This is a genomic window from Pseudomonas sp. CFBP2511, from assembly GCF_030209255.1.
Classification (GTDB): domain Bacteria; phylum Pseudomonadota; class Gammaproteobacteria; order Pseudomonadales; family Pseudomonadaceae; genus Aquipseudomonas; species Aquipseudomonas avellanae.
Map to the genome: position 1 here is coordinate 125,973 of NZ_JARVSI010000016.1, position 26,016 is coordinate 151,988.

The 26,016-nt window shown below is 60.5% G+C and carries 24 protein-coding genes; 19 read left to right on the forward strand and 5 right to left on the reverse strand.

Annotated elements, in window-relative coordinates; translation table 11 throughout:
* Positions 1 to 2: 2 nt before the first annotated feature.
* A complete protein-coding gene (locus QRN38_RS14495; protein ID WP_007245574.1) occupies positions 3 to 581 on the forward strand; it encodes a lipocalin family protein in 579 nt (192 codons plus the stop codon).
* A gap of 216 nt (positions 582 to 797) precedes the next feature.
* On the opposite strand, the gene QRN38_RS14500 is transcribed toward QRN38_RS14495, so the two are convergent.
* Entirely contained in the window at positions 798 to 2,162 is a 1,365-nt protein-coding gene (locus QRN38_RS14500; protein ID WP_007245573.1) for a formimidoylglutamate deiminase, read from the reverse strand.
* Positions 2,163 to 2,364: 202 nt separating this feature from the next.
* On the opposite strand from QRN38_RS14500, the gene hutC reads away from it, so the two are divergent.
* The 6 genes from hutC (at position 2,365) to QRN38_RS14530 (ending at position 6,907) form a co-directional block, all read left to right on the forward strand.
* Entirely contained in the window at positions 2,365 to 3,075 is a 711-nt protein-coding gene (gene hutC, locus QRN38_RS14505; protein WP_081011124.1) for a histidine utilization transcriptional repressor HutC, read from the forward strand.
* Positions 3,072 to 3,692, forward strand: a complete 621-nt coding sequence (locus QRN38_RS14510; protein ID WP_054090242.1) for a HutD/Ves family protein — start codon at positions 3,072 to 3,074, stop codon at positions 3,690 to 3,692. Before hutC ends, QRN38_RS14510 begins: the two co-directional genes overlap by 4 nt.
* Positions 3,693 to 3,718: 26 nt before the next feature.
* On the forward strand, positions 3,719 to 4,894 hold the full coding sequence (gene nhaA, locus QRN38_RS14515; RefSeq protein ID WP_057418314.1) for a Na+/H+ antiporter NhaA: 1,176 nt from the start codon (positions 3,719 to 3,721) through the stop codon (positions 4,892 to 4,894).
* Between the two features lie 104 nt (positions 4,895 to 4,998).
* Positions 4,999 to 5,532 carry a DUF3455 domain-containing protein gene (locus tag QRN38_RS14520; RefSeq protein ID WP_057418313.1) on the forward strand — a complete coding sequence of 178 codons (534 nt, stop codon included), beginning with the start codon at positions 4,999 to 5,001 and terminating at the stop codon, positions 5,530 to 5,532.
* Positions 5,533 to 5,636: 104 nt separating this feature from the next.
* Positions 5,637 to 6,203, forward strand: a complete 567-nt coding sequence (locus QRN38_RS14525; protein WP_057418312.1) for a sigma-70 family RNA polymerase sigma factor — start codon at positions 5,637 to 5,639, stop codon at positions 6,201 to 6,203.
* Positions 6,200 to 6,907: an anti-sigma factor gene (locus QRN38_RS14530; RefSeq protein ID WP_024668443.1), complete on the forward strand. Its 708-nt coding sequence runs from the start codon at positions 6,200 to 6,202 to the stop codon at positions 6,905 to 6,907. Before QRN38_RS14525 ends, QRN38_RS14530 begins: the two co-directional genes overlap by 4 nt.
* A gap of 13 nt (positions 6,908 to 6,920) precedes the next feature.
* Here the strand turns inward: QRN38_RS14530 and epsC are convergent, their stop codons facing one another.
* On the reverse strand, positions 6,921 to 7,874 hold the full coding sequence (gene epsC / locus QRN38_RS14535; protein WP_010216200.1) for a serine O-acetyltransferase EpsC: 954 nt from the start codon (positions 7,872 to 7,874) through the stop codon (positions 6,921 to 6,923).
* 196 nt (positions 7,875 to 8,070) lie between these two features.
* On the opposite strand from epsC, the gene QRN38_RS14540 reads away from it, so the two are divergent.
* The 12 genes from QRN38_RS14540 (at position 8,071) to QRN38_RS14595 (ending at position 20,442) form a co-directional block, all read left to right on the forward strand.
* Positions 8,071 to 9,069, forward strand: coding sequence for a D-cysteine desulfhydrase (locus tag QRN38_RS14540; RefSeq protein ID WP_005765567.1), 999 nt, complete (start codon positions 8,071 to 8,073; stop codon positions 9,067 to 9,069).
* Positions 9,070 to 9,289: 220 nt separating this feature from the next.
* On the forward strand, positions 9,290 to 10,096 hold the full coding sequence (gene tcyJ / locus QRN38_RS14545) for a cystine ABC transporter substrate-binding protein (protein WP_005765569.1): 807 nt from the start codon (positions 9,290 to 9,292) through the stop codon (positions 10,094 to 10,096).
* Entirely contained in the window at positions 10,093 to 10,761 is a 669-nt protein-coding gene (gene tcyL / locus QRN38_RS14550) for a cystine ABC transporter permease (RefSeq protein ID WP_003381368.1), read from the forward strand. The genes tcyJ and tcyL overlap by 4 nt, the downstream gene beginning before the upstream one ends.
* Before the next feature lie 3 nt (positions 10,762 to 10,764).
* Entirely contained in the window at positions 10,765 to 11,508 is a 744-nt protein-coding gene (gene tcyN / locus QRN38_RS14555) for an L-cystine ABC transporter ATP-binding protein TcyN (RefSeq protein WP_007245567.1), read from the forward strand.
* 573 nt (positions 11,509 to 12,081) lie between these two features.
* The gene (locus QRN38_RS14560) at positions 12,082 to 12,801 is read left to right on the forward strand and encodes a hypothetical protein (RefSeq protein WP_054090247.1); all 720 of its coding nucleotides are present in this window, start codon (positions 12,082 to 12,084) and stop codon (positions 12,799 to 12,801) included.
* Between the two features lie 543 nt (positions 12,802 to 13,344).
* Positions 13,345 to 14,517: an SfnB family sulfur acquisition oxidoreductase gene (locus tag QRN38_RS14565; protein ID WP_057418311.1), complete on the forward strand. Its 1,173-nt coding sequence runs from the start codon at positions 13,345 to 13,347 to the stop codon at positions 14,515 to 14,517.
* Between the two features lie 25 nt (positions 14,518 to 14,542).
* On the forward strand, positions 14,543 to 15,748 hold the full coding sequence (locus QRN38_RS14570) for an SfnB family sulfur acquisition oxidoreductase (RefSeq protein ID WP_057418310.1): 1,206 nt from the start codon (positions 14,543 to 14,545) through the stop codon (positions 15,746 to 15,748).
* On the forward strand, positions 15,748 to 17,106 hold the full coding sequence (locus tag QRN38_RS14575) for an LLM class flavin-dependent oxidoreductase (protein WP_057418309.1): 1,359 nt from the start codon (positions 15,748 to 15,750) through the stop codon (positions 17,104 to 17,106). The genes QRN38_RS14570 and QRN38_RS14575 overlap by 1 nt, the downstream gene beginning before the upstream one ends.
* A gap of 111 nt (positions 17,107 to 17,217) precedes the next feature.
* Positions 17,218 to 18,006, forward strand: a complete 789-nt coding sequence (locus QRN38_RS14580) for a MetQ/NlpA family ABC transporter substrate-binding protein (RefSeq protein WP_057418308.1) — start codon at positions 17,218 to 17,220, stop codon at positions 18,004 to 18,006.
* Positions 18,003 to 19,133, forward strand: a complete 1,131-nt coding sequence (locus tag QRN38_RS14585; protein WP_005765582.1) for a methionine ABC transporter ATP-binding protein — start codon at positions 18,003 to 18,005, stop codon at positions 19,131 to 19,133. Before QRN38_RS14580 ends, QRN38_RS14585 begins: the two co-directional genes overlap by 4 nt.
* The gene (locus QRN38_RS14590) at positions 19,123 to 19,767 is read left to right on the forward strand and encodes a methionine ABC transporter permease (protein ID WP_057418307.1); all 645 of its coding nucleotides are present in this window, start codon (positions 19,123 to 19,125) and stop codon (positions 19,765 to 19,767) included. The genes QRN38_RS14585 and QRN38_RS14590 overlap by 11 nt, the downstream gene beginning before the upstream one ends.
* A 51-nt stretch (positions 19,768 to 19,818) precedes the next feature.
* Positions 19,819 to 20,442 (forward strand): class I SAM-dependent methyltransferase, encoded by a 624-nt coding sequence (locus QRN38_RS14595; RefSeq protein WP_057418306.1) that lies wholly within the window; start codon positions 19,819 to 19,821, stop codon positions 20,440 to 20,442.
* Between the two features lie 258 nt (positions 20,443 to 20,700).
* Here the strand turns inward: QRN38_RS14595 and QRN38_RS14600 are convergent, their stop codons facing one another.
* Genes QRN38_RS14600 through QRN38_RS14610 form a run of 3 tightly spaced genes read right to left on the reverse strand, consistent with a single transcriptional unit; the run spans position 20,701 to position 25,984 of the window.
* Positions 20,701 to 23,802, reverse strand: a complete 3,102-nt coding sequence (locus QRN38_RS14600; RefSeq protein ID WP_057418305.1) for an efflux RND transporter permease subunit — start codon at positions 23,800 to 23,802, stop codon at positions 20,701 to 20,703.
* Positions 23,799 to 24,869, reverse strand: a complete 1,071-nt coding sequence (locus QRN38_RS14605; RefSeq protein WP_005765590.1) for an efflux RND transporter periplasmic adaptor subunit — start codon at positions 24,867 to 24,869, stop codon at positions 23,799 to 23,801. The genes QRN38_RS14600 and QRN38_RS14605 overlap by 4 nt, the downstream gene beginning before the upstream one ends.
* Positions 24,866 to 25,984, reverse strand: a complete 1,119-nt coding sequence (locus QRN38_RS14610; protein ID WP_057418304.1) for an efflux RND transporter periplasmic adaptor subunit — start codon at positions 25,982 to 25,984, stop codon at positions 24,866 to 24,868. The genes QRN38_RS14605 and QRN38_RS14610 overlap by 4 nt, the downstream gene beginning before the upstream one ends.
* Positions 25,985 to 26,016: the final 32 nt, after the last annotated feature.

Genomic DNA, 26,016 nt, shown 5'->3' on the forward strand with positions numbered 1-26,016 from the left:
ACATGATCAAGGTACTGGTACGTTTCGGAATTTTTGTCATGGCCAGCTTCCTGGCCATCGGTTTTGCCCACTCGGCGGACAACCTTGAGCCAAGGACTGTCGACGGCGTTGACCTCAAGCAGTATCAGGGCACCTGGTACGAGATCGCGCGCCTGCCGATGTTCTTCCAGCGCAAATGCGCCCAGTCCGAAGCGCTGTACACGCTCAAGGACGACGGCAACATCGCGGTGACCAACCGCTGCCGCACGATTGAAGGCAAGTGGGAAGAAGCAACGGGCACGGCCTCGCCGCAGGTCCCGGGCAAGACCGACAAGCTGTGGGTTGTATTCGATAACTGGTTCTCGCGCCTGCTGCCAGGCGTTGCCAAGGGTGACTACTGGATTCTGGACGTCAGCGAAGGCTACAGAACCGCCGTGGTCGGCAACCCGGACCGCAAGTACCTGTGGCTGCTGTCGCGCACGCCGACGGTGTCTGCATCGGTCAGGGAAAACATGCTCAGCAAGGCCCGCCAGCAAGGCTACGACACCTCGCGCCTGATCTGGCGTGAGGATGACTCGAAGATCGGCAAGGCTGAAAAGTAAACAAACACTACACAGTTGATTATCGTGCGACGCTCTGCGTCGCATGCCGTTCTGGACGCTCTGCGTCCGATCCTGGATCAGCGGCGCGGCGCAGATTTGTGACGCGGAGCGTCACGCAAGGCATCCCGACGCTGGAGCGTGCGCAACGATAATCTCAACTATCGTGCGACGCTCTGCGTCGCATGCTGTTCTGGACGCTTCGCGTCCTCTCTCGCATCAGCCCAGCAACTCCCTCAGCACCTGCGCGAACTCACGGTTGCTTTGCTCTTCGCCGGCATGTCGGCCTTCGCGTATGACCCAGCGTCCATTCACCGCCACGTCGCGAATCTGCCGGTCGCTGCCCGCGAACAGCCAGCGGTTGAGGATTGCATCACCCGAGGCGGTGGCGATGTATGGGTCGTTGCCATCCAGCACCAGCCAGTCGGCGCGTTGCCCTGCTTGCAGTGCACCAACCTGCTGACCCAGCGCCTGCGTGCCGCCTGCCAGTGCGGCGTCGTAGAGGGTGCGGCCAACCATCGGCTGGTCACTGCGATACAGCCGGTTACGGCGTTGATCGCGTAGACGCTGGCCGTATTCCAGCCAGCGCAGCTCCTCGACCACACTGAGCGAGACGTGACTGTCCGAACCAATCCCCCAACGACCGCCCTGCGCGATGTAGTCCACCGCCGGAAAGATCCCGTCGCCAAGGTTCGCCTCGGTGGTCAGACACAATCCAGCCACCGCACCACTTTGCGCCATCAGTTGCACTTCATGCGCGTCGGCGTGGGTCGCATGGACCAGGCACCAGCGGTTATCCACAGGGGTGTTTTCATACAGCCATTGCAGCGGACGTCGCCCGCTCCAGCTCAGGCAGTCATCGACCTCCTTCTGCTGCTCGGCGATATGAATATGCACCGGGCATTGCGGGTCGCTGGCCGCCAGCACTTCACTGATCTGCTGTGGGGTTACCGCACGCAGCGAATGGAAGCACAGCCCCAACTGCTGCGCTGGCTGAGCCGCCAGCACCGGTCGCAGGCGTGCCTGTAAGTCCAGATAGCTGTCGCTACTGTGGATAAACCGGCGCTGGCCTTCGTTCGGCACCTGCCCGCCAAACCCCGAATGGCTGTAAAGCACCGGCAGCAACGTCAGGCCGATGCCGACCGAACTCGCCGCCTGGCTGATCTGCACCGCCAGTTCGGCAGGATCTGCGTAGGGTTTGCCGTCTAGGTCCTGATGCACGTAATGAAATTCGGCGACCGAGGTATAGCCGCCCTTAAGCATCTCGATGTACAGCTGTCGGGCAATGACGCCCAGTTGCTGCGGGCTGATGCGCCCGACCAGCCGGTACATGAGGTCGCGCCACGTCCAGAAACTGTCGTTGGGGTTGCCCGCCACCTCGGCCAGCCCGGCCATCGCCCGCTGAAACGCGTGGGAATGCAGGTTCGGCATGCCAGGCAGCAAAGGCCCGCTGACAATGTCGGCACCCTGCCGGTCCGCATTGGCCTCGACGCGGGTCAATACACCTTCCTGGCTGACCTCCAGACGCACATTGCTGGCCCAGCCGTCGGGAAGTAGCGCACGCTCGGCAAAGAAGGCTGACATTGACTTCACACCCCATCACTGTAATTTGTATATACATATACAGACGTTTACGGAGCCGGTAAACCTTCGGCACGCTTGCCGAGCAGCAGGTTAATGGTTAGCGTGGCGCTCTCCGGCGTCTGAATCATCGTCAAAACGTCATTTTGAAAACAAGGACTCACTCGTGCCGACTCCGCCCGCCGCTTCTTCCCTGGCAGCCCAGATGGGCGAAAGTCCCGCACCCTTGTACGCCCGCGTCAAACACATGATCGCCTTGCAGATTCAGAACGGCACCTGGCCGCCGCACCATCGCGTGCCGTCGGAAAGCGAGCTGGTGACGCAGTTGGGCTTCAGCCGCATGACCATCAACCGTGCCCTGCGCGAGCTGACGGTCGAGGGTTTGCTGGTGCGCATGCAGGGCGTCGGTACCTTTGTGGCCGAACCCAAAAGCCAGTCGGCGCTGTTTGAAGTGCACAACATTGCCGACGAGATCGCTGCGCGCGGCCATCGCCACACCTGCAAGGTGATGGTACTCAAAGAAGAAGCCGCAGGCTCGGAACGCGCACTGGCACTGGACATGCGCGAAGGCCAGCGGGTCTTTCATTCGCTGATCGTGCATTTCGAGAACGACATCCCGGTGCAGATCGAAGACCGCTTCGTGAACGCTCAGGTCGCGCCGGACTATCTCAAGCAAGACTTCACCCTGCAAACGCCTTACGCTTATCTCTCCCAGGTCGCGCCGCTCACCGAAGGCGAGCATGTGGTCGAGGCGATCCTCGCCGAAGCCGATGAGTGCAAACTGTTGCAGATCGATGCCGGAGAGCCCTGTCTGCTGATTCGCCGCCGTACCTGGTCGGGTCGCCAGCCCGTCACCGCTGCGCGCCTGATTCACCCCGGCTCCCGCCATCGCCTGGAAGGACGCTTTACCAAATGACCAAGACCCGCCTGCTGCGCGCCGCCGACTACCCACGCATGCCATGGAAAAACGGCGGCGGCAGCACCGAAGAAATCGCACGCGACGCAGGCCAGGACCTCGACGGCTTTGGCTGGCGACTGTCGATTGCCGACATCGACACCTCAGGCGGCTTCTCGGTATTCGCCGGTTATCAACGCATCATTACCGTATTGCAGGGCGCCGGCATGACCCTGGACGTGGACGGTGTGGCCAGTCGCCCGCTGCTGCCTTCCGATCCGTTTGCCTTCAGTGGTGACAGCGCAGTCAGCTGCACCCTGCTGGACGGTCCGATTCGCGACTTCAATCTGATCTATGCTGCACACCGTTACACAGCGCGCCTGCACTGGATCGACGTTCGTCATCCCCAGCGTCTGTTCAGTTCGGCCAGCACCTTCGTCCTGTTCAGCATGGCCGAACAGGTGGCGATCAGCGTCGACGGCCAGCCTTGGGAAATTCTCGGCAAACACGACTGCGCGCTGGTGGATAATCCCGGCGGTTTGCTGGAAATCGAACTGCAATCACCACGCGTCAGCCGTTGCTGCCTCATCGAGCTCAGTGCCACGGGCCAGTCACCGCTTTCTGGCACCTCACAATAAAAACAGCTGTGTTTTCAAGGAAGACCATGACTCAAGCCCCAAACCGGGAAACGCCCCGTGGCGTTGCCATTCTTACCCGTTTTCTCGCCTCCGAATCAGCGGGCGGCATCGTGCTGATGGCCGCAGCGCTGGCCGCACTGATCGTCGCCAACTCGCCTTTGTCCACGGGCTACTTCTCGACGCTGCACAGCGTCTGGCTGGGGCTGTCGGTCGAGTTGTGGATCAACGACGGGCTGATGGCGATCTTCTTTTTGATGGTCGGCCTGGAGATCAAGCGCGAAGTACTGGCCGGTGGCCTGGCGACCTGGGGGCAACGCGCCCTGCCCGGCTTTGCAGCCCTTGGCGGCATGCTGGTGCCCGCGCTGATCTACATCGCGATCAACTGGGGCAACCCGCAGACCCTGAGCGGCTGGGCGATCCCGGCGGCCACCGACATCGCCTTCGCCCTCGGCGTGCTGTCGCTGCTGGGCAATCGCGTGCCGACCTCGCTGAAAGTCTTCCTCGCCGCGCTGGCGATTCTCGATGACTTGGGGGCTGTGACCATCATCGCGTTTTTCTACAGCTCCGGGCTTAATCTGCCGATGCTGGCCGCCGCGTTCGTGACCCTCACCGTGTTGGTCGCGCTGAACCGCCTGAACCTCCGTCGTCTGCTGCCGTATTTGCTGCTCGGTGCGCTGCTGTGGTTCTTCGTCCTGCAGTCGGGCGTGCACGCGACGCTGGCCGGTGTCGCGCTGGCGCTGTGTATCCCGATGGGCAAGCCCGAGGAAGAAGCACGCTCGCCGCTGCTGTTGCTGGAAGAAAAAATGCATTACTGGGTCGCGTTTGCCGTGGTACCGATCTTTGGCTTTGCCAATGCCGGCGTATCGCTTTCCGGCATTACCCTGGCAAACCTGATCGACCCGGTGCCGCTGGGCGTTGCATTGGGCCTGTTTGTGGGCAAGCAGATCGGCGTGTTTCTCGCCGCAGCGCTGGCCATCCGCGCAGGGCTCGCCGTGTTGCCGGAGGGCAGTAACTGGGTGCAACTGTACGGCGTGGCGATCCTGTGTGGCATCGGCTTCACCATGAGCCTGTTCATCGGCAACCTGGCATTCCCCGGCTCGCAGCACCTGATCGACGAAGTCAAAGTCGGTGTGCTGATCGGCTCGGGGATTGCGGCGGTTGCCGGCATAGTGCTGCTGCGCAGCCGTTTCAGCCGGCACTGAAAAATATTTTCAAATCACTGCATCCAGATGGGTTTCTCGCGGGTAGTACATTCAGCAGCCACTTCGAGTTGCTGAGCGCGGTTAAACAATCTGGAGATTTCTGCATGAACGCAAAACGTTTGCTCTGCCTTGCAGGTAGCACTTTGGCCTTCACTTGCCTGTCGTCCGTGGCCCTGGCTCAGACTGACCTGCCTGAAAGCGTCCACGTGCCGGCTGGCAACAAAGTCAGCATGACGACCACCGGGGTGGGCGAAATCACCTACGAGTGCCGCGCCAAAGCCAACATGCCCAACGAGCTGGAATGGGCGTTCGTAGGCCCCAAAGCCGTACTCAATGACAAAAGCGGCAAACAGGTCGGCACTTACTACGGCCCGCCTGCCACCTGGGAAGCTAAAGACGGCTCCAAAGTGACCGGTACTCAGGTTGCTGTAGCTCCATCGAGCGCTGGCAACCTGCCGTATCAACTGGTCAAGGCCAACCCGGCTGAAGGCAAGGGCGCAATGACCGGCGTGACCTACATTCAGCGCGTGGCGTTGAAAGGTGGCGTCGCACCAGCCAAAGCCTGTGCGCAAAGCAACAAGGGCGCCAAAGAAGTGGTCAAGTATCAGGCTGACTACCTGTTCTGGACCGCGAGCTGATCGCCGTTATTAACCGGGTGACCGCGCAACAGTGAGCTATGCTGCTGCGCGGGAGCCTCGTGATACCCGCGAGGCAGTTAGTCTTCCATTGATGGCGGATCATCTTGTCCTCGCACGAATCTCTCTTTGATTACGAAGCTACGTTGCAGGCCTGCGCTCGCGGTGAGAAACAGGCCTTGCAGCGTCTCTATCTACAGGAAAGCGCCCGGTTGCTCGGCGTCGCCCAGCGCCTGGTACGTGACAGCGCACTGGCCGAAGACATCGTGCATGACGCCTTCTTGAAAATCTGGACCCACGCGGCCAGCTTCGACGCGTCGCGCGGTTCGGCACGTGGCTGGATATTCAGCGTGACCCGGCACCTTGCGCTGAACACACTGCGCAACACGGCACGCGAGGTGCGTGTCGAGGACGATGGCAGCGAAGACCATCACGAACAGGCAACCCTGGAAGGCTGGCAGGAAACCGGGGACGCTTTCGATTGGCGGGTCAATCCAGGACGGATGACTTCATGCATGGAGCAACTCGAACCGGTACGCCGAAACTGTATTTTTCACGCTTACGTAGACGGCTATTCGCATCAGGAAATCGCGCAGAAGATCGGCGCGCCATTGGGTACGGTCAAAGCCTGGATCAAGCGCAGCCTGACGGCTTTGCGGGAGTGCATGGGATGACCCGACCTTTAGACGACAACATTCATGACCTGGCTGGCGAGTATGTGCTCGGCACCCTGTCAGCGCAGCAAAGGCTCGACGTGCAGCGTCGCCTGCCCCGTGAGCCAGACTTGCAGGCGGCCATCGACGCCTGGGAGCAACGCCTGTTGCCCCTGACCGAACTGGCCGACCCCGTCACGCCATCGCCCGGCCTGTGGGAACGCATCGAACGCAACCTGCAGGGCATGACCGCGCCGGCCAAACCGGCACACAGGCCGCGCGTGCGCTGGTGGAACAACCTGTCGGTCTGGCGCGGCCTGGCCGGAGCAGGGCTCGCCGCATCGCTGGTGCTGGGCATGACCCTGCTGACCCGCGCACCGGCGCAGCCGTCCTACCTCGTGGTGCTCGTCGGGCCGCAGGACAAAGCCCCCGGCTGGGTCGTGCAAGCCAGCAACTCACAGCAGATACAGCTTATTCCGCTGGGTGTGGTTGAAGTCCCGGCCGACAAGGCGCTGGAGTTCTGGACCAAGGGCGACGACTGGCAAGGCCCGGTATCCCTCGGGCTGGTCAAACCGGGGCAGAGCCTGAGCATTGCACTGGACAAACTGCCGCCGTTGCAAGCCAATCAGTTGTTCGAGCTGACCCTGGAGACCTCCACCGGCTCGCCAATCGGCAAACCGACCGGCCCGATTCAGTTCATCGGCCGGGCGGTGAAGGTCATCTGATAACGAGCCAACATCACTTCTTGCTGCAATCGTCCTGTTGCAGCAGGTTGGCCTGAGTCAGGTTGCAGCCTGCCGGTACGCTACGGGTCAGCCAGACATTACCGCCGATGGTCGAGCCCTGACCAATGGTGATGCGCCCCAGAATGGTTGCACCGGCGTAGATCACCACATCGTTTTCAACGATAGGATGGCGCGGATGGCCTTTCTGCAACTGGCCGTCCTCGTCCGCCGGGAAGCGCTTGGCCCCCAGCGTAACAGCCTGATAAATGCGCACCCGCTCGCCGATGATTGCGGTTTCGCCAATCACCACGCCCGTCCCGTGATCGATAAAGAAGCTCGGCCCGATCTGCGCGCCGGGGTGAATGTCGATGCCGGTCGCCGAGTGGGCGATTTCCGAGCTGATGCGCGCCAGCAATGGCAAGCCGGCGCGGTACAGATGATGCGCCAGACGATGATGAATCACCGCCAGAATGCCGGGGTAGCAGAGCAGCACTTCATCGACGCTGCGGGCCGCCGGGTCGCCGTGATAAGCCGCCAGCACGTCGGTGTCCAGCAACAGGCGAATGGCCGGCAGTGCCGTGGCGAAACCCTGAATCAGTTCAAGCGCATGGGCGTCGATGCCCTTGAGGTCAGCGCCCTGCTGGTGGGCCACATAGCGCAGCTCCAGGCGGGCCTGGGCCAGCAAGGCGTTGAGCGCCACATCCAGCGTATGACCCACGTAGAAGTCTTCGCTTTCTTCACGCAGGTCCACCGGGCCGAGCCGCATCGGGAACAACGCCCCGCTCAGCGCTTCGAGAATTTCACCCATGGCTGCACGCGAAGGCAGTTCGCGCCCGCCGTGCTCGCCGCTGACCCGACGGTTGCGCGCCCGCCAGTCTTCACGCGCGCCGCGCAATTGACTGACGATCCGCTGCAACTGCCAGTGGCTGGAGCGACCATCGGCAGGGGCTTGTGGAATATCGCTCACGCTGGACTCTCCTTGATGCGAGGGTAACGACCGACAGAGCGGGCCGCTGTTCATGCCACTCTACGGCAAACATTCAGACGAAAAAAACAACAATTTCCATAGGTATATTCCGAGCCGTCTGTAAGCACAGATAAGTTGCCGTGCGGGAAACGTCTGCCTATAGTCCGGTGACTCTTTACACGGCTCATTTATCACCATGATCAAAAATCAGCTTGCCCGCTTCAATCGTCTGGACTTGATCAGCGCGCCAACGGCCCTGGAAAAGCTTGAGCGCCTGTCGCTGTGGGCAGATCGCGACATCTACATCAAGCGTGATGACACCACCACGCTCGCGCTGGGTGGCAACAAGGTGCGCAAGCTTGAATACCTGGCCGCCGATGCGCTGGCTCAGGGTGCCGACACACTGATCACGGCCGGCGCAATCCAGTCCAACCATGTACGCCAGACAGCAGCCTTGGCAGCGCGGCTGGGGCTGGGCTGCGTGGCCCTGCTGGAAAACCCCATCGGCACCGAAGACCCGAGTTACCTGAAAAACGGCAACCGCCTGCTGCTGGAACTGTTCGATGCCAAGGTCGAGCTGGTCGAAAACCTCGATAACGCCGACGACCAGTTGCATGCCTTGGCTGCGCGCCTGCGCTCCAGCGGCAAGAAGCCGTATCTGGTGCCTATCGGTGGCTCAAGCCCGGTTGGTGCGCTGGGGTATGTCCGCGCCGGGCTGGAACTCGCCGAGCAGATCAAACAGACCGGCATCGACTTTGCGGCCGTGGTGCTGGCATCGGGCAGTGCGGGTACGCACAGCGGCCTGGCGTTGGCGCTGGCTCATGAGTTGCCGCAATTGCCGGTGGTCGGCGTGACCGTGTCGCGCAGTGAAGAAGCGCAGTTGCCCAAAGTGCAAGGCCTCGCCGAGCGCACCGCGCAACTGCTCGATATCGCCCTGCCGGAGCACTTCAAGGTCGAACTGTGGGACGAGTATTTCGCCCCGCGCTACGGCGAGCCAAACGCCGGTACGCTGGCAGCGATCAAACTGGTGGCCAGCCAGGAAGGCCTGTTGCTGGACCCGGTCTACACCGGCAAGGCCATGTCCGGCCTGCTGGACGGTATCGGCCGTCAACGCTTCAACGACGGGCCGTTGATATTCCTGCACACCGGTGGCGCGCCTGCGTTGTTCGCTTACCCGGATGCGTTTGACCAGTGACGTTTTAGCCAACGGGTCCTTTATGCATTTGTGGAGGGAAAATAACTTTTTTTGTTATTTTTCCTCATAAGCCGATGGCTATATAGTCGCGCCCGGCAGACCACAACGCTTAACCTTACACCCGACGTAACTGCCTGAAAAAAAGCTGAATAATCAGCACGAAGTTGCTTGAGTCGGGTCAGAAAATGGCCAGACACTTCCATTCCAACAAGGGGCTCGCATGAACATTTCCGCTATTCGTCGCACGTTTCTTTTCTCGGCACTGGGCTTGATGCTCGGTACCGGTATCGCCGGGCAAGCCATGGCTGGCGAGCAACTGCAGAAAATCAAGGATAGCGGCACGCTGAATGTGGGCCTTGAAGGCACCTACCCGCCGTTCAGCTTCGTCGATGAAAACGGCAAACTGAGCGGTTTTGAAGTCGAGTTTTCCGAAGCGCTGGCCAAGGAGCTGGGCGTGAAGGCCAGGATTCAGCCATCGAAATGGGACGGTATTCTGGCCGCTCTGGACTCCAAACGTCTGGACGTGGTGATCAACCAGGTGACCATCTCCGACGAGCGCAAGAAAAAGTACGACTTCTCTGAGCCCTACACCATTTCCGGCATCCAGGCGCTGGTTCTGAAGAAGAACGCAGACACCATCAAGTCTGCCAATGACCTGAGCGGCAAGAAGGTTGGCGTAGGTCTGGGCACCAACTACGAACAGTGGTTGAAGGCAAACGTTCCGGGGGCCGAAATAAAGACCTACGAAGATGACCCCACCAAGATCCAGGACCTGAGTGTAGGCCGTATCGATGCAATCCTGGTTGATCGTCTGGCAGCCCTGGAGATCGCAGCCAAGACCAAAGACACAAAACGAGAACTTGCACCTGCCGGCGCAGCGTTCTCTCGTCAGGAATCGGGCATTGCCCTGCGTAAAGGCGAGCCGGAGCTGCTGGCTGCCATCGACAAGGCAATCGACAAATTGCGTGCCGACGGCACCCTGGAAAAGCTGTCGAAAAAGTACTTCAACGCTGACGTCACCAAATGATCGAAGAGAGCCTTCAGCTCGCGCTGGACTCCGCGCCCTTTTTGCTCAAGGGCGCGTACTACACGGTCTTCCTCAGCCTGGGCGGTATGTTTTTCGGATTGCTGCTGGGCTTCGGCCTGGCACTGATGCGCCTGTCGCGCTTCAAGCTGGTGAACTGGATAGCACGCATCTACGTGTCGTTCTTTCGCGGCACGCCGTTGCTGGTTCAGCTGTTCGTGATTTATTACGGCCTGCCGGAACTGGGCATCCAGCTTGAACCGCTAAGCGCAGCGCTGATCGGTTTTTCGCTGAACATGGCCGCCTACGCCTGCGAGATTCTGCGCGCAGCCATTGGCTCTGTGGAACGTGGGCAGTGGGAAGCCGCCGCCAGTATCGGCATGACCCGCTGGCAGACCATGCGCCGTGCAATCCTGCCGCAGGCAGCACGCACAGCATTGCCACCGCTGGGCAACAGTTTCATCTCGCTGGTCAAGGACACCGCACTGGCCGCCACCATTCAGGTGCCGGAGCTGTTCCGCCAGGCACAGTTGATCACCGCGCGTACCTTCGAAATTTTCACCATGTACCTGGCCGCCGCACTGATCTACTGGATCCTTGCCACGGCGCTCTCGCACCTGCAAAACAAGCTGGAAGCCAGGGTCAACCGGCACGATCTGGAGACCTGACGCATGATAGTCGTTGAAAAACTCACCAAGGAATTCAAGGGCAATCAAGTGCTCAAGGGCATTGATCTGCGTATCGAAGCCGGAGAAGTCGTCGCGATCATCGGCCCGAGCGGCTCGGGCAAGACCACCCTGTTGCGCTGCCTGAACCTGCTTGAAACACCCACCAGCGGCAGAATCAAGGTCGGCGACATCGAGATCGATGGCACCCGCTCCATAGGCCAGCAACAAGGGCTGATCCGCCAGTTGCGCCAGCAGGTGGGGTTCGTCTTTCAGAACTTCAACCTGTTCCCGCATCGCACAGCGCTGGAGAATGTCATCGAAGGTCCTGTGGTGGTCAAGAAGATCGCGCGCGAAGCTGCCGAGGCACTAGGGCGACAATTACTCGCCAAGGTTGGCCTGACCGGCAAGGAAGACGCGTACCCGCGCCGTCTTTCCGGCGGGCAGCAACAGCGTGTGGCCATCGCCCGGGCGCTGGCGATGGAGCCGCAAGTGATCCTGTTTGACGAGCCAACCTCGGCACTGGACCCGGAACTGGTCGGTGAAGTGCTGACAACGATCCGTGCCCTGGCTGAAGAGAACCGTACGATGGTGATCGTCACTCACGAAATGAGCTTTGCACGAGAGGTCGCCAATCGGGTGATTTTCATCGACAAGGGGGTCATCGTCGAGCAAGGCGAAGCCAAGGCGCTTTTTGCCAACCCCCAGGAAGAACGTACAAGGCAGTTTCTGGAACGCACACGCTCCTGATCGTTTACGCACACACAAAAAAGCAGCGTCCATCCACGGGCGCTGCTTTTTTCTTACACTTCATAGCGCCTCGATCGTTCAAGATCCTTGTTTAATTCCTGCGTAAATCTCCGAAAATTCATCGAATTAATAAGACGAGCCGAGCTCGGTTATCGCACCCACCGCGTGCCTGGCTGACCTGCAACCACCGCACTTGGTCCAATCCCCGCTCCTGATTTCTTTCCCATCGGTAACAGGCTTTTGCTGTTGATACTTTGTGGTAGGACAGTAGTTTACCGGACGGTAAACAGTTCCAAATATACCGTGTAGGACATATCCGTTTTTTAAGTAAATTCCTGACAAACGCTCTCTTCATATTGACAAGCGATCACAAAGCCCATTAGCTCACACTAACCGCTCATTTAACGAGATTCAAAATTTTCAAGCACTAATAGTCTACCGATTGTAATGTTTGCCATAGCCTGGATATTTAAGGTACTTATCGTGCTGTCTGAACTGCGTTTCTTATTACATAAACATGACAACTTATGACGATTCTTTACTTTAATTATTGATTATCAGGAGCACCCGAACATGAGTCATGTCACTTGCAAAGCAGCCCATCAGGAGCTGCCAACGCCTTCCATACCGCAGGCCAGCCGTCATGGCATAGGCGTGAGGATCGCCTCTCAACTCACGGTTCATGTCGAGCCGTACGCCAACATGGACCAGGGCGATCTGATCGAGCTGTTCTGGGACGGCTGTTACGTCGCGTCAAAAATTCTAAAGGCTTCCGACATCGACAAAACCATTGTCCTACGTGTACCCGAAAGCTTTCTTCAGAACGGCAAGGCACGGACCTACTACCGGGTCATGAAAATAGGCGGAACACCCCTGACCTCGCCGTGCCGCAAGCTGTGGGTCAAGCTGAGCGCCCCCGGCGGCAATCTGATCAGTGCCCATACGGAAGAAAACCAGGGCCTGGCACCGCTCTATGTCGCACCGTCGGTCATCCGTCGCGGACTCTCGCGCAGGCATCTGGAAGGAGGTCTGCCGATGACCATCGAGCCTTATCTGAACATGGCCGTTCACGACGAGATCACCGTGCGCTGGGGCGATCTGCGCATGGACCTGCCGCCCCTGATCGCCGAGGACGTCGGCGAACCGATCGACCTGGTCATCCCCCCTGCGTTGATCATCGAAGGCGGTGAAGAACAGCGCCTGGAAGTGACTTACTGCGTTATCGACCGGGTCGGCAATAACTCCCTCTGGGCACCCCCGCGGCTGATCAAGGCACTGCCGATCGACGATTGAACTGAATGACCCGTTTGAATTCAGAGACCAACCCTGTATAGATAGATAGAGACGTCGTTAAACAACTTGCCCGGCGCTGACAATACGCAGAGAAAAACGGGTCGCCACGCCATACGCGTTAGTTTAAATATTACTTATGTGTAAAAAGACGCGCATGAACCGGTTATGCGTTCTGTTCTGTCGGTTGTTCATTGCCGGTCAGCAACCTGTCGCCCTGTGCGCGCAAGGTGAGGTACAGGACCGCCACCGCCGACTGCCAATTGCTGTCTATGCTTATTCCAAAAAGGACGTTTTAAAAAGCTTTATACGCGCTTAGGGTATATACACCGGACCACCGGACGTCGTGATGTTTTTCCAGCCGCACCTGATGCGGTCTATTGCTACGAGGTTCCGATGGTCCCTTTCACAACTACCCCTGTGGATAAACCCAGGGCTGTGCCGACTGCCAGTGAGCGACGCGAGTCTGATCCGGCGACAGTCACCGCCCACAACGTCACGGCTTCACAAGAGCCAGACGTCTCTCCCCGCCTTCTACCGGCCACAGTGTTGCAAAACGACGCTGAGGCCATTGCGGCGGCTCATCGGTTGGCCGCTTCTGCACGGCTCAATGCCGCTACGCGCGATCAGCAGCGCGCCTTGCCGTGGGCTGAAATCGAACACTTCACGCGCAGCGGGCTGGGCAGCATTTGCATTCCCCGTGCCTACGGTGGTCCGCAAGTCTCGTTCGCCACCGTGGCGGAGGTGTTCAGGATCATTTCGACCGCCGACCCTGCGCTTGGGCAGATCCCGCAAAACCAGTTCGGCATCCTGAATCTGCTGCAAAGCAGTGCCACCGAACAACAGAAAAAAACCCTGTTTCAGAGCGTGCTGGACGGCTGGCGCATCGGTAACGCCGGCCCCGAACGCGGTAGCAAAAACACACTCGAGCTCAAGGCGCGCATTACCGCCAACGGCGAACGGCTGGTCATTACCGGTCAGAAGTTCTACTCCACAGGTGCTTTGTTTGCCCACTGGGTAGCGGTCAAGGCGCTGGACGATCAAGGCCGGCAGGTCATGGCCTTCGTCAAACGCGGCACGCCGGGCCTGAGCGTCGTCGATGACTGGTCGGGCTTTGGCCAGCGCACCACGGCGAGCGGCACCGTGTTGCTCGACAACGTGGCAGTGGATGCCGAGCAGGTCGTCGACAACTGGCGTCTGGCGCTGACACCCAATATTCAGGGCGCGGTCTCGCAACTGATTCAAGCGGCAATCGATGCGGGCATTGCTCGCGGTGCTATCGATGATGCGATTGCCTTCGTCCGCGAAAAGTCCCGCCCGTGGATCGACGCCAAGGTCGAGCGCGCCAGCGACGACCTGTATGTGATCGCCGACATCGGCAAGCTGAAGCTCGAACTGCATGCGGCTGAGGCCTTGTTGCGCAAGGCGGGTCAGGAACTGGATGAGATCAACGCTGCGCCCATCGACGAACAGTCGGCGGCACGCGCTTCCATCGCCGTAGCACGCGCCAAGGTGCTGACCACCGAAATCTCCTTGCTGGCCAGCGAAAAGCTGTTCGAGCTGGCGGGCAGCCGCGCAACGCTTGCCGAGTTCAATCTCGACCGCCACTGGCGTAACGCACGCGTTCACACCCTGCACGACCCGGTGCGCTGGAAATACCACGCGGTCGGCACCTGGCATTTGAACGGCACCCTGCCCGCTCGCCATTCCTGGATCTGAACCAGACCACTGGAGAACACCCTTCATGAGTTTCAATCCACAGGCGCGCGACCACGCAGCGCTGATTACCAGTGACGCGCAGGCCCTGCACGTCGCTGGCGAACTGGCTTCGCAGTTCAAGACCGGCAGCGCCCAACGCGACAGTGAGCGCCGTTTACCCCACGCCGAACTCGACATCTACAGCCAGTCCGGCTTGTGGGGCATCAGCGTGCCGAAAGCCTTTGGTGGCGCGGGCGTTTCAAACGTGACGCTGGCCAAGGTGATCCAGCTGATTTCCGAAGCCGATGGCTCGCTCGGCCAGATTCCGCAGAACCATTTTTACGCCCTTGAAGTGCTGCGCGTGAACGGCAGCCCCCAGCAACAGGCGCGGCTGTATGCCGAGGCGCTGGCAGGCGTGCGCTTCGGCAACGCGCTGGCTGAGCTGGGGACCAAAACCGCACACGACCGCACCACGCGCCTGACTCGCGATGGCGACGGTTATCGCATCAACGGCCGCAAGTTTTACGCGACCGGCGCGCTGTACGCGCAACGTATTCCCACGTCGGTGGTTGACGACGACGGCGTGCAGCAACTGGTGTTCGTCCCGCATGACAGCGAGGGGTTGACGGTTATCGATGACTGGAGCGGTTTCGGCCAGCGCACCACCGGCAGCGGCTCGGTGGTCTTCGACAACGTGTACGTCAGCGCAGCTGAGGTAGTGCCATTCCAGAGCGCCTTCGAGCGGCCAACCACGGTCGGCCCGCTGGCGCAGATTCTCCATGCAGCCATCGACACCGGCATCGCCCGCGCCGCATTCGAGGACGCGCTGACCTTCGTTCGTACCCGCACCCGGCCATGGATTGATTCGGGTATCGAAAAAGCCGTGGATGACCCGCTGACGCTGCACAGCTTCGGCAGGCTCGGTATTCGCCTGCACGCCGCCGAAGCCCTGCTGGAACGGGCCGGGGAATTTCTTGATATCGCCCAGGCCGACAGCACTGCCGAGCACGTCGCCGCTGCCTCGATCGCAGTGGCAGAAGCCCGCGCCATCAGCACGGAGATTTCCCTGGCGGCGGGCAGCACGCTGTTCGAACTGGCAGGCAGCCAATCGACCCTGGCCGAACATGGCCTGGATCGCCACTGGCGCAACGCTCGCGTGCACACGCTGCACGATCCGGTGCGCTGGAAGTTTCACGCCATCGGCAACTACTACCTGAACGACACAAACCCGCCATTGCGGGGGACGATCTGATGGCGCGCAAGAAGATCCTCCTCAATGCGTTCAACATGAATTGCATTGGCCACATCAACCACGGGTTGTGGACGCATCCGCGTGACACCTCCACGCAATTCAACAGCCTGGAATACTGGACCGATCTGGCGAAACTGCTGGAGCGTGGCTTGTTCGACGGGCTGTTTATCGCCGATATCGTCGGGGTGTATGACGTTTATCAGAACTCGGTAGACGTCACGCTCAAGGAAGCCATTCAGTTACCGGTCAACGACCCGTTGCTGCTGGTCTCGGCGATGGCGGGCGTGACGAAACACCTGGGTTTCGGACTGACTGCCAACCTGACCTATGACGCGCCTTATCTGTTCGCCCGGCGCATGTCGACGCTTGATCACCTGAGCCGTGGTCGGGTGGGCTGGAACATTGTCACCGGGTATCTCGACAGTGCAGCGCGGGCCATGGGCCTGAGCGAGCAGAACGAACACGACCGCCGCTACGATCAGGCCGATGAATACCTGGAGGTGCTCTACAAACTCTGGGAAGGCAGTTGGGAAGACGATGCGGTGATCAACGACCGCGAGCAGCGCGTCTACGCCCAGCCGGGCAAGGTCCACAAGGTTCGGCACCAGGGCGAGTTCTATCAGGTCGAAGGCTATCACCTCTGCGAACCGTCGCCGCAGCGCACGCCGGTGCTGTTTCAGGCGGGCAGTTCGGAGCGTGGTTTACAGTTTGCCGGCCAGAACGCCGAGTGCGTGTTCATCAGTGGTCAGAACAAGGCCGCGACCCGCGAGCAGGTGGACAAGGTGCGCGCCAGCGCGGTGCAGGCCGGGCGCAAACCGGATGACGTCAAGGTGTTCATGGGCCTCAACGTGATTGTTGCGGCGACTGAAGCGCAGGCCCGCGAGAAGCACGCCGAGTACCGTCTTCACGCCAGCGCCGAAGCGGGCGTGGCGCACTTTGCGGCCTCGACCGGTATTGATTTTGCCGACTACGAACTGGACGAACCTATTCAGTACGTGAAGAGCAATGCCATTCAGTCGGCGACCAGGAACCTGAAAAACAACGACTGGACCCGCCAGAAACTGCTCGATCAGCACGCGCTGGGCGGCCGTTACATCACGCTGATCGGCTCGCCTGAGCAGGTCGCCGATGAGCTGGAATCGTGGATCGAGGAAACCGGCCTGGACGGCTTCAACCTGACCCGCATCGTGACGCCGGAGAGTTACGAGGACTTCATCGACCTGGTCATCCCGGAGCTGCAACGCCGCGGGTCATACAAGACCGCATACAAAGACGGCAGCCTGCGCAAAAAACTGTTTCCAGAAGGTACGGATCGTTTACCGCAACGGCATGCAGGGGCAGCACACCGGCATATTTGATGACGACATGCGCTCCCACGCTGAAGCGCTGAGCGTTGTACACAGGTCTTGTGGGAGCGATGAGCGCAACGCGTGGGGACGAAACTTAGGGATTTTTAAAAGGACCGCACCATGACCAAAACCCTCGCAGCACTGGCCCTCGGCCTGTTGACCCTGACCGCTTACGCCGACGATAACCCCCTGAAAGTCGGCACCACAGCGGCGTTTGCCATACCGCTGGAAGTCGCTGTCGAAGAAGCCGGTAAGCAGGGCCTGAAAGTCGAGCTGGTGGAGTTCACCGACTGGATCGCGCCCAACGTCAGCCTCGCCGCCGGTGACATCGACGTGAACTACTTTCAGCATATCCCGTTCCTGACCAACGCCAACGAAGCCGCCGGTTTCGGGCTGGTGCCCTACGCGCCAGGGATCATCAACAACGTCGGTCTGTACTCAAAAAAGTACAAAAGCTTCGATGAGCTGCCGACCGGTGCCACCGTGGCCATCGCCAACGACCCGATCAACAGCGGGCGCGGCTTGCAACTGCTCGCCAAGGCCGGGCTGATCACCCTCAAGCAGGGCGTTGGCTACAAGGCCACCGAGGAAGACATCACCGCCAACCCGAAGAAACTCAAGCTCATTCAGGTGGAAGCCGTGCAACTGGTGCGCGCCTACGATGACGCCGACCTGGTGCAGGGCTACCCCGCCTACATCCGCCTGGCCAAGACCTTCCCGGCCGACTCGGCGATTCTGTTCGACGGCATGGATCACCCGGAATACGTGATTCAGTTCGTCATCAAACCCGAGCGTAAAGACGATCCACGTCTGGCAAAATTCGTCGATATCTACCAGCACTCGCCGGTGGTCCGTGCGGCGCTGGACAAGGTCAACGGCAAGCTCTACCAGGTAGGGTGGAAAGAATGACGGCAACCGCGCAACGGCAACTGCCACTCGACACCACGGGCGCAGGTCAGTTGGCGCAACAGGCCGAACTGCACCCGGAGTTGAACCGCGCCCATGTGCGTTTCATCAATCTGGGCAAGACCTACCACGGCAAACAGGGCGCGGTGGAGGCGCTGGGCAGCATCGACCTGGCCATCCAGCGCGGCGAGATTTTCGGCATCATCGGTCGTAGCGGCGCAGGCAAGTCGTCGCTGATCCGCACCATCAATCGTCTGGAACAACCCAGCAGCGGCCGGGTGCTGATCGATCAGGTGGACATCGGCGAGTTCAACGAAGACAAACTGGTGGAACTGCGCCGACGCATCGGCATGATCTTCCAGCACTTCAACCTGATGTCGGCCAAGACCGTGTGGCAGAACGTCGAGCTGCCGCTCAAGGTCGCTGGCGTGCCGAAAGAGCAACGCGCCCGCAAGGTCACTCAGTTGCTGGAACTGGTGGGTTTGCAGGACAAGCACAAGGCGTATCCGGCGCAATTGTCCGGCGGGCAGAAACAGCGCGTCGGCATCGCCCGCGCACTGGTGCACGACCCGGCGATTCTGCTCTGCGACGAAGCCACCTCGGCACTGGACCCGGAAACGACCCAGTCGATTCTCGGCCTGTTGCGCGAGATCAATCAGCGCCTGGGCCTGACCATTGTGCTGATCACCCATGAAATGGCAGTGATCCGTGATATCTGTCACCGCGTCGTGGTGCTGGAGCAAGGCCGAATCGTCGAGCAAGGCCCGGTCTGGCAAGTGTTCGGCGACCCGCAGCACGAAGTCAGCAAGACCTTGCTGGCACCGCTGCAACTCGGGCTGCCCAAAGAGTGGGCCGAGCGCCTGAGCGAATATCCGCAACGGCCTGATGCGGCCATCCTGCTGGATGTGCATTTCACCGGGGTCAGCGACGAGGGGCCGGACCTGGCCGCGCTGTTCGCGACGCTGGGCGGCAAGGTGCAACTGCTGCAAGGCGGGGTCGAGCGTATTCAGGACCGCGCCATCGGCCACCTGATTCTGTTGATTGCCGGCTCGCCGCACCCTCGCGAAGAACTGCTATTGCGTGCCCGGCAACTGGCACCGCGTGTGGAGGTATTGGGTTATGTGGGTTGATCGCTTGCTGCAAGGCACTCTCGACACGTTTCTGATGGTCGGTGTGTCGTCACTCATCGCGCTGCTGTTGGGCATTCCATTGGCGGTGATTCTGGTCACCAGTTCCAAAAGCGGCATCTACGAGGCACCGGCGATCAATCGGGTGCTGGGCGGCTTTGTGAACCTGTTTCGCTCGATTCCCTTTTTGATCCTGATGGTGGCGCTGATCCCGTTCACGCGGATGATCGTCGGCACCACCTATGGCGTGTGGGCGGCGGTAGTGCCGCTGACCATCGCCGCCACGCCGTTCTTCGCGCGTATCGCCGAAGTGAGCCTGCGCGAGGTCGATCACGGGCTGATAGAAGCCGCGCAGGCGATGGGCTGTCGGCGCTGGCACATCATCTGGCATGTGCTGCTGCCCGAAGCGCGTCCCGGCATTGTCGGCGGCTTTACCATCACATTGGTGACCATGATCAACTCATCGGCCATGGCCGGTGCGATTGGCGCAGGCGGGCTGGGCGACATTGCCTATCGCTACGGCTATCAGCGCTTTGACACACAGGTGATGCTGACTGTGATTGTATTGCTGGTGGCCGTGGTGGCGCTGGTGCAACTGGGCGGTGACCGGCTGGCGCGCAGCTTCGACAGACGCTGAGCAGCCGCCCCTAGGGTATATTGGCGGTCTTCCCTCACCGGACCGCCTTTGATGAAACTTGATCCACAGACCCTTGCGCACATCACGTCCGCCACCCTCGGCAACTACAACCGTGTGGCCGATGACTTTCGCGAAGGCACCCGCGACCATGACGTCAGCCAGAACATCGACGCGCTGCTGCGCCATATCGAAGGATCGGCGCCGTGGCAGATTCTCGATTTCGGCTGCGGCCCGGGGCGTGACCTGAAGACGTTCACGGCAATGGGGCACGTTGCGGTCGGGCTTGATGGCTCCGAGCGCTTCGCCGAGATGGCCCGTGCCGAAACCGGCTGCGAAGTCTTCCAGCAGAACTTCCTTGAACTCGATCTGCCGCAAGGCCACTTCGATGGCATTTTCGCCAATGCGGTGCTGTTCCACATCCCCAGGCAGGAGCTGCCACGCGTGCTGCGCGAACTGTATGCCACGCTTAAACCGGGCGGCGTACTGTTCAGTTCCAACCCGCGCGGGCAAAACCAGGAAGGCTGGCAAGGCGAGCGCTACGGCGCGTATCACGACCTCGAAACATGGCGCCAATTGCTGACCGACGCCGGGTTTGCCGAACTGGAACACTACTACCGCCCCGCCGGGCTGCCGAGGGATCAGCAGCCGTGGCTGGCGAGCGTCTGGCGGCGCTAGAGCGTCAAGAGATGCCCCACGCAGAGCGCCCGGCGTTATACGCAAGCCTCGGGCGGCGATCCGCATCGCTCGCGAAAGGGCCGGTATATTCACCGAAAATACAGTGTCTGAACGGATGCCTTGATTATCGTGCCAATGCTCCGCGTTGGCATGCCGTTCAGGACGCTCTGCGTCCCTTTTGCGACGCAGAGCGTCGAGAAATGCATCCCCACGCAGAGCGTGGGGACGATAATCAAAAGCGGAGCGTGGGGACGATCATCAATGCGCAGGCTGCGCGTTTTCATCCTCGTCCTTGTCTTCGGCTTCCTGACGCTGTTCGTCGCTCGGCTCCTTAATGCGATACCAGGCCACGTACAGCGCTGGCAAAAACAGCAAGGTCAGCAGCGTGGCGATGATGATGCCGCCAATCATGGCGTAGGCCATCGGCCCCCAGAACACTTCGCGGGCAATAGGGATCATGCCCAGGCTGGCCGCTGCGGCGGTCAGCAAAATCGGCCGACGGCGGTGTTCGGTGGCTTCGACCACAGCGTCCCAAGGCAGATAGCCACTCTTTTCATAGGCATCGATCTGGGTCACCAGAATCACCGAGTTGCGGATGATGATGCCGATCAGCGCCAGCACCCCGAGAATCGCCACAAACCCCAGCGGCGTACCCGTCGGAATAAGCGCAAGCACCACGCCGATCAGCCCGAGCGGCGCGACACTGGCCACCAGGAACATCTTCTGCACGCTGTGCAACTGGATCATCAGGAACGTCGCCATAAGGAACAGCATCAGCGGCGCAACACTGGCAATCGGCCCCTGCGCCTTGCTGCTTTCCTCAACCGTGCCACCGGTCGCGACCTTGTAGCCCACCGGCAAACCGGCTGCAAACTTGTCGATTTCCGGCTTCAGCTGATTGACCAGATCGGTCGGCTGAATTTCGTCGCGCACCGAGCCTTTTACGGTGATGGTCGGCTTGCGATCACGTCGCCAGACCAGCGGCTGCTCAAGCTCATAGCCAACAGTGGCGAACGCCAGCAGCGGAATCGAGGTTCCGGTAGGGGTCACGATCTGCAGGTTCTGCAGCGTTTCCGGCGTACCACGCTCGGCGTCTTCAGCGCGTCCGACCACGTTGATCAGGTAGATGTCATCACGCACCTGCGTCACGGTAGAGCCGCTGACCACGCTGTTCATCAACTTGGCGACGTCCTCGGACGACAGCCCCAGTTGTCTGGCCTTGTCCTGATTGATGTCGATGCGCAAAACCTTGCCCGGCTCGTTCCAGTCGTAGATCACTTCGCCCACATGCGGGTTGTGGTCCAGCAGCGTAGCCAGCTCGATGGCATGCTGACGCACTTTGTCGATGCTCTCGCCACTGACGCGATACTGCAGCGGACGCCCCACCGGCGGGCCCATTTCCAGGGCTTGCACGTAGGAACCGATGCCGACGAAATCATCACGCAGGCGCTTTTGCAGACGCGCGGTCAGTGCGCCCCGCTCTTCCAGGCCTTTACTGACAATCACCAACTGGGCATAGAACGGGTTTTCCAGTTGCTGATCGAGCGGCAGGTAAAAACGCACCGCCCCCTGCCCGATGTAGGTGCTCCAGCGCTCGATGTCCGGATCGTCCTTGAGGCTCGCTTCGAAACGGTCCACCACCTTGCGCGTCTCGTTGATCGAGGCGTTTTGCGGCAGGTTCAGGTCGACAAGAATTTCCGGGCGGTCAGAAGACGGGAAGAACTGGTTCTGTACGAACTGCATGGAGAACAGTGACGCAGCGAACAACCCTACCGTGATGCCAATCGCCAGCCAGCGATGGCGCATGGCCCAAAGCATGCTGCTGTTGAATGCCCGGCCTATGCGGCCCGGCTCTTCGGATTTGGGCTTGATGTTGGCGCTCAGAATGTGCACGCCGATCACCGGCGCAAACAGCACGGCAACCACCCACGACACCAGCATCGCCACGGCAATCACAGCAAACAGTGTAAAGGTGTACTCCCCCGCCGAGCTGTTGTTCAGACCGATCGGCACAAAGCCGGCCACGGTCACCAGCGTCCCGGTGAGCATCGGGAACGCTGTGGAGGTATAGGCGTAAGTCGCGGCCTGCTCCTTGGTTTCACCCATTTCCAGCCGTGTGACCATCATTTCCACGGTGATCATGGCGTCATCCACCAACAGACCGAGGGCGATGATCAGCGCGCCGAGGGAAATCCGTTGCATGGTGATGCCGCTGTATTCCATGAACACAAACACCATCGCCAGCACCAGCGGAATCGAACACGCGACCACCAACCCCGCGCGAAATCCGAGGCTGACGAAGCTGACCAGCAGCACGATGATCACCGCCTCGAACAACGCGCTGGTGAAGCCGCCCACGGCCTTGTTCACCACCTCGGCCTGATCGGAGACCTTGTGTACGCCGATACCCACCGGCAGCTCGGCGGTCGTGGCGTCCATGCGCTCGTGCAGCGCCTTGCCGAACGCCTGGATGTTGCCGCCCTTCTGCATGGCGATGGACAGGCCGATGGCCGGTTTGCCGTTAAAGCGAAACAGCGGTTTGGGCGGATCGGTATAGCCGCGCGTGATGTCGGCAATGTCGCTCAGGCGGTAAAAGCGGTCGTTGATCCGCAGATTGACCGTTGCCAGATCCTTCTCGGAAGCAAACTGGCCAGACGTGCGCACAGATATCCGCTCCGGCCCGGCTTCTATCACCCCGGCAGGCGTCACCGCGTTCTGCGATTGCAGGCTTTGCACCACCTGGCTCTGATCGATGCCCAATGCCGCGAGCTTGCGGGTGGAGAAGTTCAAGTACAGCACTTCATCCTGCTGGCCGATCATCTCGACCTTGCCCAGACCCGGCACTTCGCGGATGTCGGCACGAACCTTCTCGACGTAATCACGCAACTGACGCATTGAAAAGCCGTCTGCGGTAAACGCGTAGATCGAGCCGTACACATCGCCGAACTCATCGTTGAACGACGGGCCTTGCAGCCCCTGCGGGAACTGGCCGCGGATGTCATCGACCTTCTTGCGCACCTGATACCAGATCTCCGGTATCGCCTTGGCGTTGGTAGTGTCACGCAGGTAAACGAAGACCGTGGACTCGCCCGGTCGGGTATAGCTTTTCACGTAGTCCAGCGAGTCCAGCTCTTCAAGCTTCTTCTCGATGCGGTCGGTCACCTGCTCCAGGGTCTCGTCCACCGTCGCGCCCGGCCAGCGGGTCTGGATAATCATGGTTTTGATGGTGAAGGACGGGTCTTCCTCGCGCCCAAGCTTCATGTAGGAAAACACGCCCATCAGCAGCGCGACGAACATCAGGTACCAGACAAACGACTGATGCTTGATGGCCCACTCGGATAAATTGAAATTCCCTTTCATCGCGGGCTTTCCTCATCGACTTTGACTTTCTGACCCGGCTTGAGGCTGTTGACGCCTGCGCTCACGACTTTTTCACCGGCTTTGACACCGTCTGCCAGCACAAAGCTGTCGTTGTCACGGCTGGTAATATTCACCGCTCTGGGGTTCACCGTCTGGCTCTGCGGGTCGACGATCCAGATCTGGCGTTTGCCATCGACCTCCTGCAGGGCATTGATCGGTAAACGCATGCGCGCCGTGATGGTCGAGCTGAGCGTCACGCTGATGGCAGTGCCCAGCCGGAACGCCACTGGCGTTTCGGCCAGTGACAGGCGCGCACGGCGAGTACGTGTTGTGCGGTCGGCCTGGGGTTCGATTTCGCGAATGGTCGCGGTGGTGTTGATGTCCGGATTCAACTGGCTGGCCACGGTGAAAACCACGTCGCGGGGCAACTGGTCGGCCAGTGCGTCGGGCAGATCGATCACTGCTTCCTTGATATCCGGGCGCGCCAGGGTGACGACTTCCTGCCCGGCGGTCACCACCTGCCCGGCCTCGACTTTCCATTCGGTCACTACCGCATCGTGATCGCTGTGCAGTTCGCTGTAACTCAATTGATCGCGCGCCTGCTGCTCGGCAGCCTTGGCCTGCTCCAGTGACGAACTGGCAGTCTTGAGGTCAGTGAGCGCGACGTCCAGCTGCGCCTGGGCACCGACACCACGGTCGAACAGTTCTTGCTGACGACGGGCGTTGGCCTGCGCGTTGATCCACTGCGCCTGAACATTGGCCAGATCGCCTTGACGACCGCGCACGTTATTCTGCTGATCGGTCGGATCGAGGGTTGCGAGCAAATCGCCTTTCTTCACTTCGCTGCCGACGTCCACATTGCGTCGGGCAATGCGCCCTGCCACTCGAAAACCCAGCACGCTCTGATAACGCGCCTGGATATTGCCAGCGAAACGCCCGAAATCCTGCATCGATTCGGGCTGTGCTTCAACGAACACTACCGGTCGTATGGGCTCGGGCGGTGCTTCTTCCTTGCCACAGCCACTCAGCAGAAGGCCGCCCAGCAACAGGCATGACATACGCTTCATGGCTGCACCTGCGCATTCTGCTGTTTGGGTTGTTCGGCAATCTCGACCTTCATATCAGGGTGTAACAACTGTCCGCCTGCGACCACAACGTTCTCTCCACCTTTCAGCCCATCGCCGATGATGACTTTGGAGGTCAGGTAACGGGTGACCGTCACCTTGCGCAGATTGACCTTGCCCTGCTCGTCGACCACCCACACAGCGGGTTTGCCCAAGCGCTCGCCGAGGTCCTTGGTCAGCGCCGACCACGGCAACTCGACACTGGCATTGGCCGGCGCGCTCAGCGCCACACTGACCACCGAACCGAGGTCCATGCCTTCCGGCAGCGGGTCCAGCGCGATCTTGACCTGCAACGTCCCGGTTTGCGCCGAAACCGCCGGGGTCACTTCGCGCACCTTGCCGCTGACCTTGATAGCCGGATTGTCGAGCAGCGTGACCTGTACGGCTTGATCGGTGGGCGGCTGGACGAACAGAGATTCGTAAACATTGAACACCGCGTCGCGCTCACCATCACGCGCCAGGTCAAAAATAGGCACCGTCGCCTGAACCACCTGCCCGACCTCAGCCTGACGCGCCGTAATCACCCCCGGCGCATCCGCGACCAGCGCGGTGTAACTCAACTGTTCACGGGCATTGGCCAATTGCGCCTGCGCGGCTTTCAACGAACTTTCGCTGCCGCGCACGGCCGCCTGTGCGGAGTCATATTCGCTGCGGCTGGTGTAACCCTTGGGCAACAGCTTTTGCTGGCGCACGAACGCAGCGCTGGCCTGACTGACGCGAGCCTGCTCGGCGGCCACGGAGGCAGCAGCCGAATCGACATTGATCTGCAAATCCCTGGGGTCAAGACGGGCCAGCACCTGCCGTGCCGTTACGCGGTCGCCGACATCCACGTTGCGCTGAATGATCTTGCCATTGACCCGGAAAGACAGACGAGTCTGCACCCGCGCCTGAACGTCGCCGGTCAAGGCGACACTGGCCGCGAAGTCGGCGCTTTTCACCGATTGCACGTAAACCCGTGGCAGTTCCGGAGCGAGCGGTTTCTCCTCGCCACAGCCTGCCAGCGCCGCCAAGGCAGCGGCCAGACCGAATGTAACCAGTCTAAAAAGACGAACGGGCATGCAGACTCCTTGTGCGGCTGCCGGGTGCGGGC

Bases quoted from the DNA above. Each gene is read 5' to 3' on its own strand.
- QRN38_RS14495 (WP_007245574.1), top strand. From the start codon at position 3: ATGATCAAGGTACTGGTACGTTTCGGAATTTTTGTCATGGCCAGCTTC.
- QRN38_RS14500 (WP_007245573.1), bottom strand. From the start codon at position 2,162: ATGTCAGCCTTCTTTGCCGAGCGTGCGCTACTTCCCGACGGCTGGGCC.
- hutC (WP_081011124.1), top strand. From the start codon at position 2,365: ATGGGCGAAAGTCCCGCACCCTTGTACGCCCGCGTCAAACACATGATC.
- QRN38_RS14510 (WP_054090242.1), top strand. From the start codon at position 3,072: ATGACCAAGACCCGCCTGCTGCGCGCCGCCGACTACCCACGCATGCCA.
- nhaA (WP_057418314.1), top strand. From the start codon at position 3,719: ATGACTCAAGCCCCAAACCGGGAAACGCCCCGTGGCGTTGCCATTCTT.
- QRN38_RS14520 (WP_057418313.1), top strand. From the start codon at position 4,999: ATGAACGCAAAACGTTTGCTCTGCCTTGCAGGTAGCACTTTGGCCTTC.
- QRN38_RS14530 (WP_024668443.1), top strand. From the start codon at position 6,200: ATGACCCGACCTTTAGACGACAACATTCATGACCTGGCTGGCGAGTAT.
- QRN38_RS14540 (WP_005765567.1), top strand. From the start codon at position 8,071: ATGATCAAAAATCAGCTTGCCCGCTTCAATCGTCTGGACTTGATCAGC.
- tcyJ (WP_005765569.1), top strand. From the start codon at position 9,290: ATGAACATTTCCGCTATTCGTCGCACGTTTCTTTTCTCGGCACTGGGC.
- tcyL (WP_003381368.1), top strand. From the start codon at position 10,093: ATGATCGAAGAGAGCCTTCAGCTCGCGCTGGACTCCGCGCCCTTTTTG.
- tcyN (WP_007245567.1), top strand. From the start codon at position 10,765: ATGATAGTCGTTGAAAAACTCACCAAGGAATTCAAGGGCAATCAAGTG.
- QRN38_RS14560 (WP_054090247.1), top strand. From the start codon at position 12,082: ATGAGTCATGTCACTTGCAAAGCAGCCCATCAGGAGCTGCCAACGCCT.
- QRN38_RS14570 (WP_057418310.1), top strand. From the start codon at position 14,543: ATGAGTTTCAATCCACAGGCGCGCGACCACGCAGCGCTGATTACCAGT.
- QRN38_RS14575 (WP_057418309.1), top strand. From the start codon at position 15,748: ATGGCGCGCAAGAAGATCCTCCTCAATGCGTTCAACATGAATTGCATT.
- QRN38_RS14580 (WP_057418308.1), top strand. From the start codon at position 17,218: ATGACCAAAACCCTCGCAGCACTGGCCCTCGGCCTGTTGACCCTGACC.
- QRN38_RS14585 (WP_005765582.1), top strand. From the start codon at position 18,003: ATGACGGCAACCGCGCAACGGCAACTGCCACTCGACACCACGGGCGCA.
- QRN38_RS14590 (WP_057418307.1), top strand. From the start codon at position 19,123: ATGTGGGTTGATCGCTTGCTGCAAGGCACTCTCGACACGTTTCTGATG.
- QRN38_RS14595 (WP_057418306.1), top strand. From the start codon at position 19,819: ATGAAACTTGATCCACAGACCCTTGCGCACATCACGTCCGCCACCCTC.
- QRN38_RS14600 (WP_057418305.1), bottom strand. From the start codon at position 23,802: ATGAAAGGGAATTTCAATTTATCCGAGTGGGCCATCAAGCATCAGTCG.
- QRN38_RS14605 (WP_005765590.1), bottom strand. From the start codon at position 24,869: ATGAAGCGTATGTCATGCCTGTTGCTGGGCGGCCTTCTGCTGAGTGGC.
- QRN38_RS14610 (WP_057418304.1), bottom strand. From the start codon at position 25,984: ATGCCCGTTCGTCTTTTTAGACTGGTTACATTCGGTCTGGCCGCTGCC.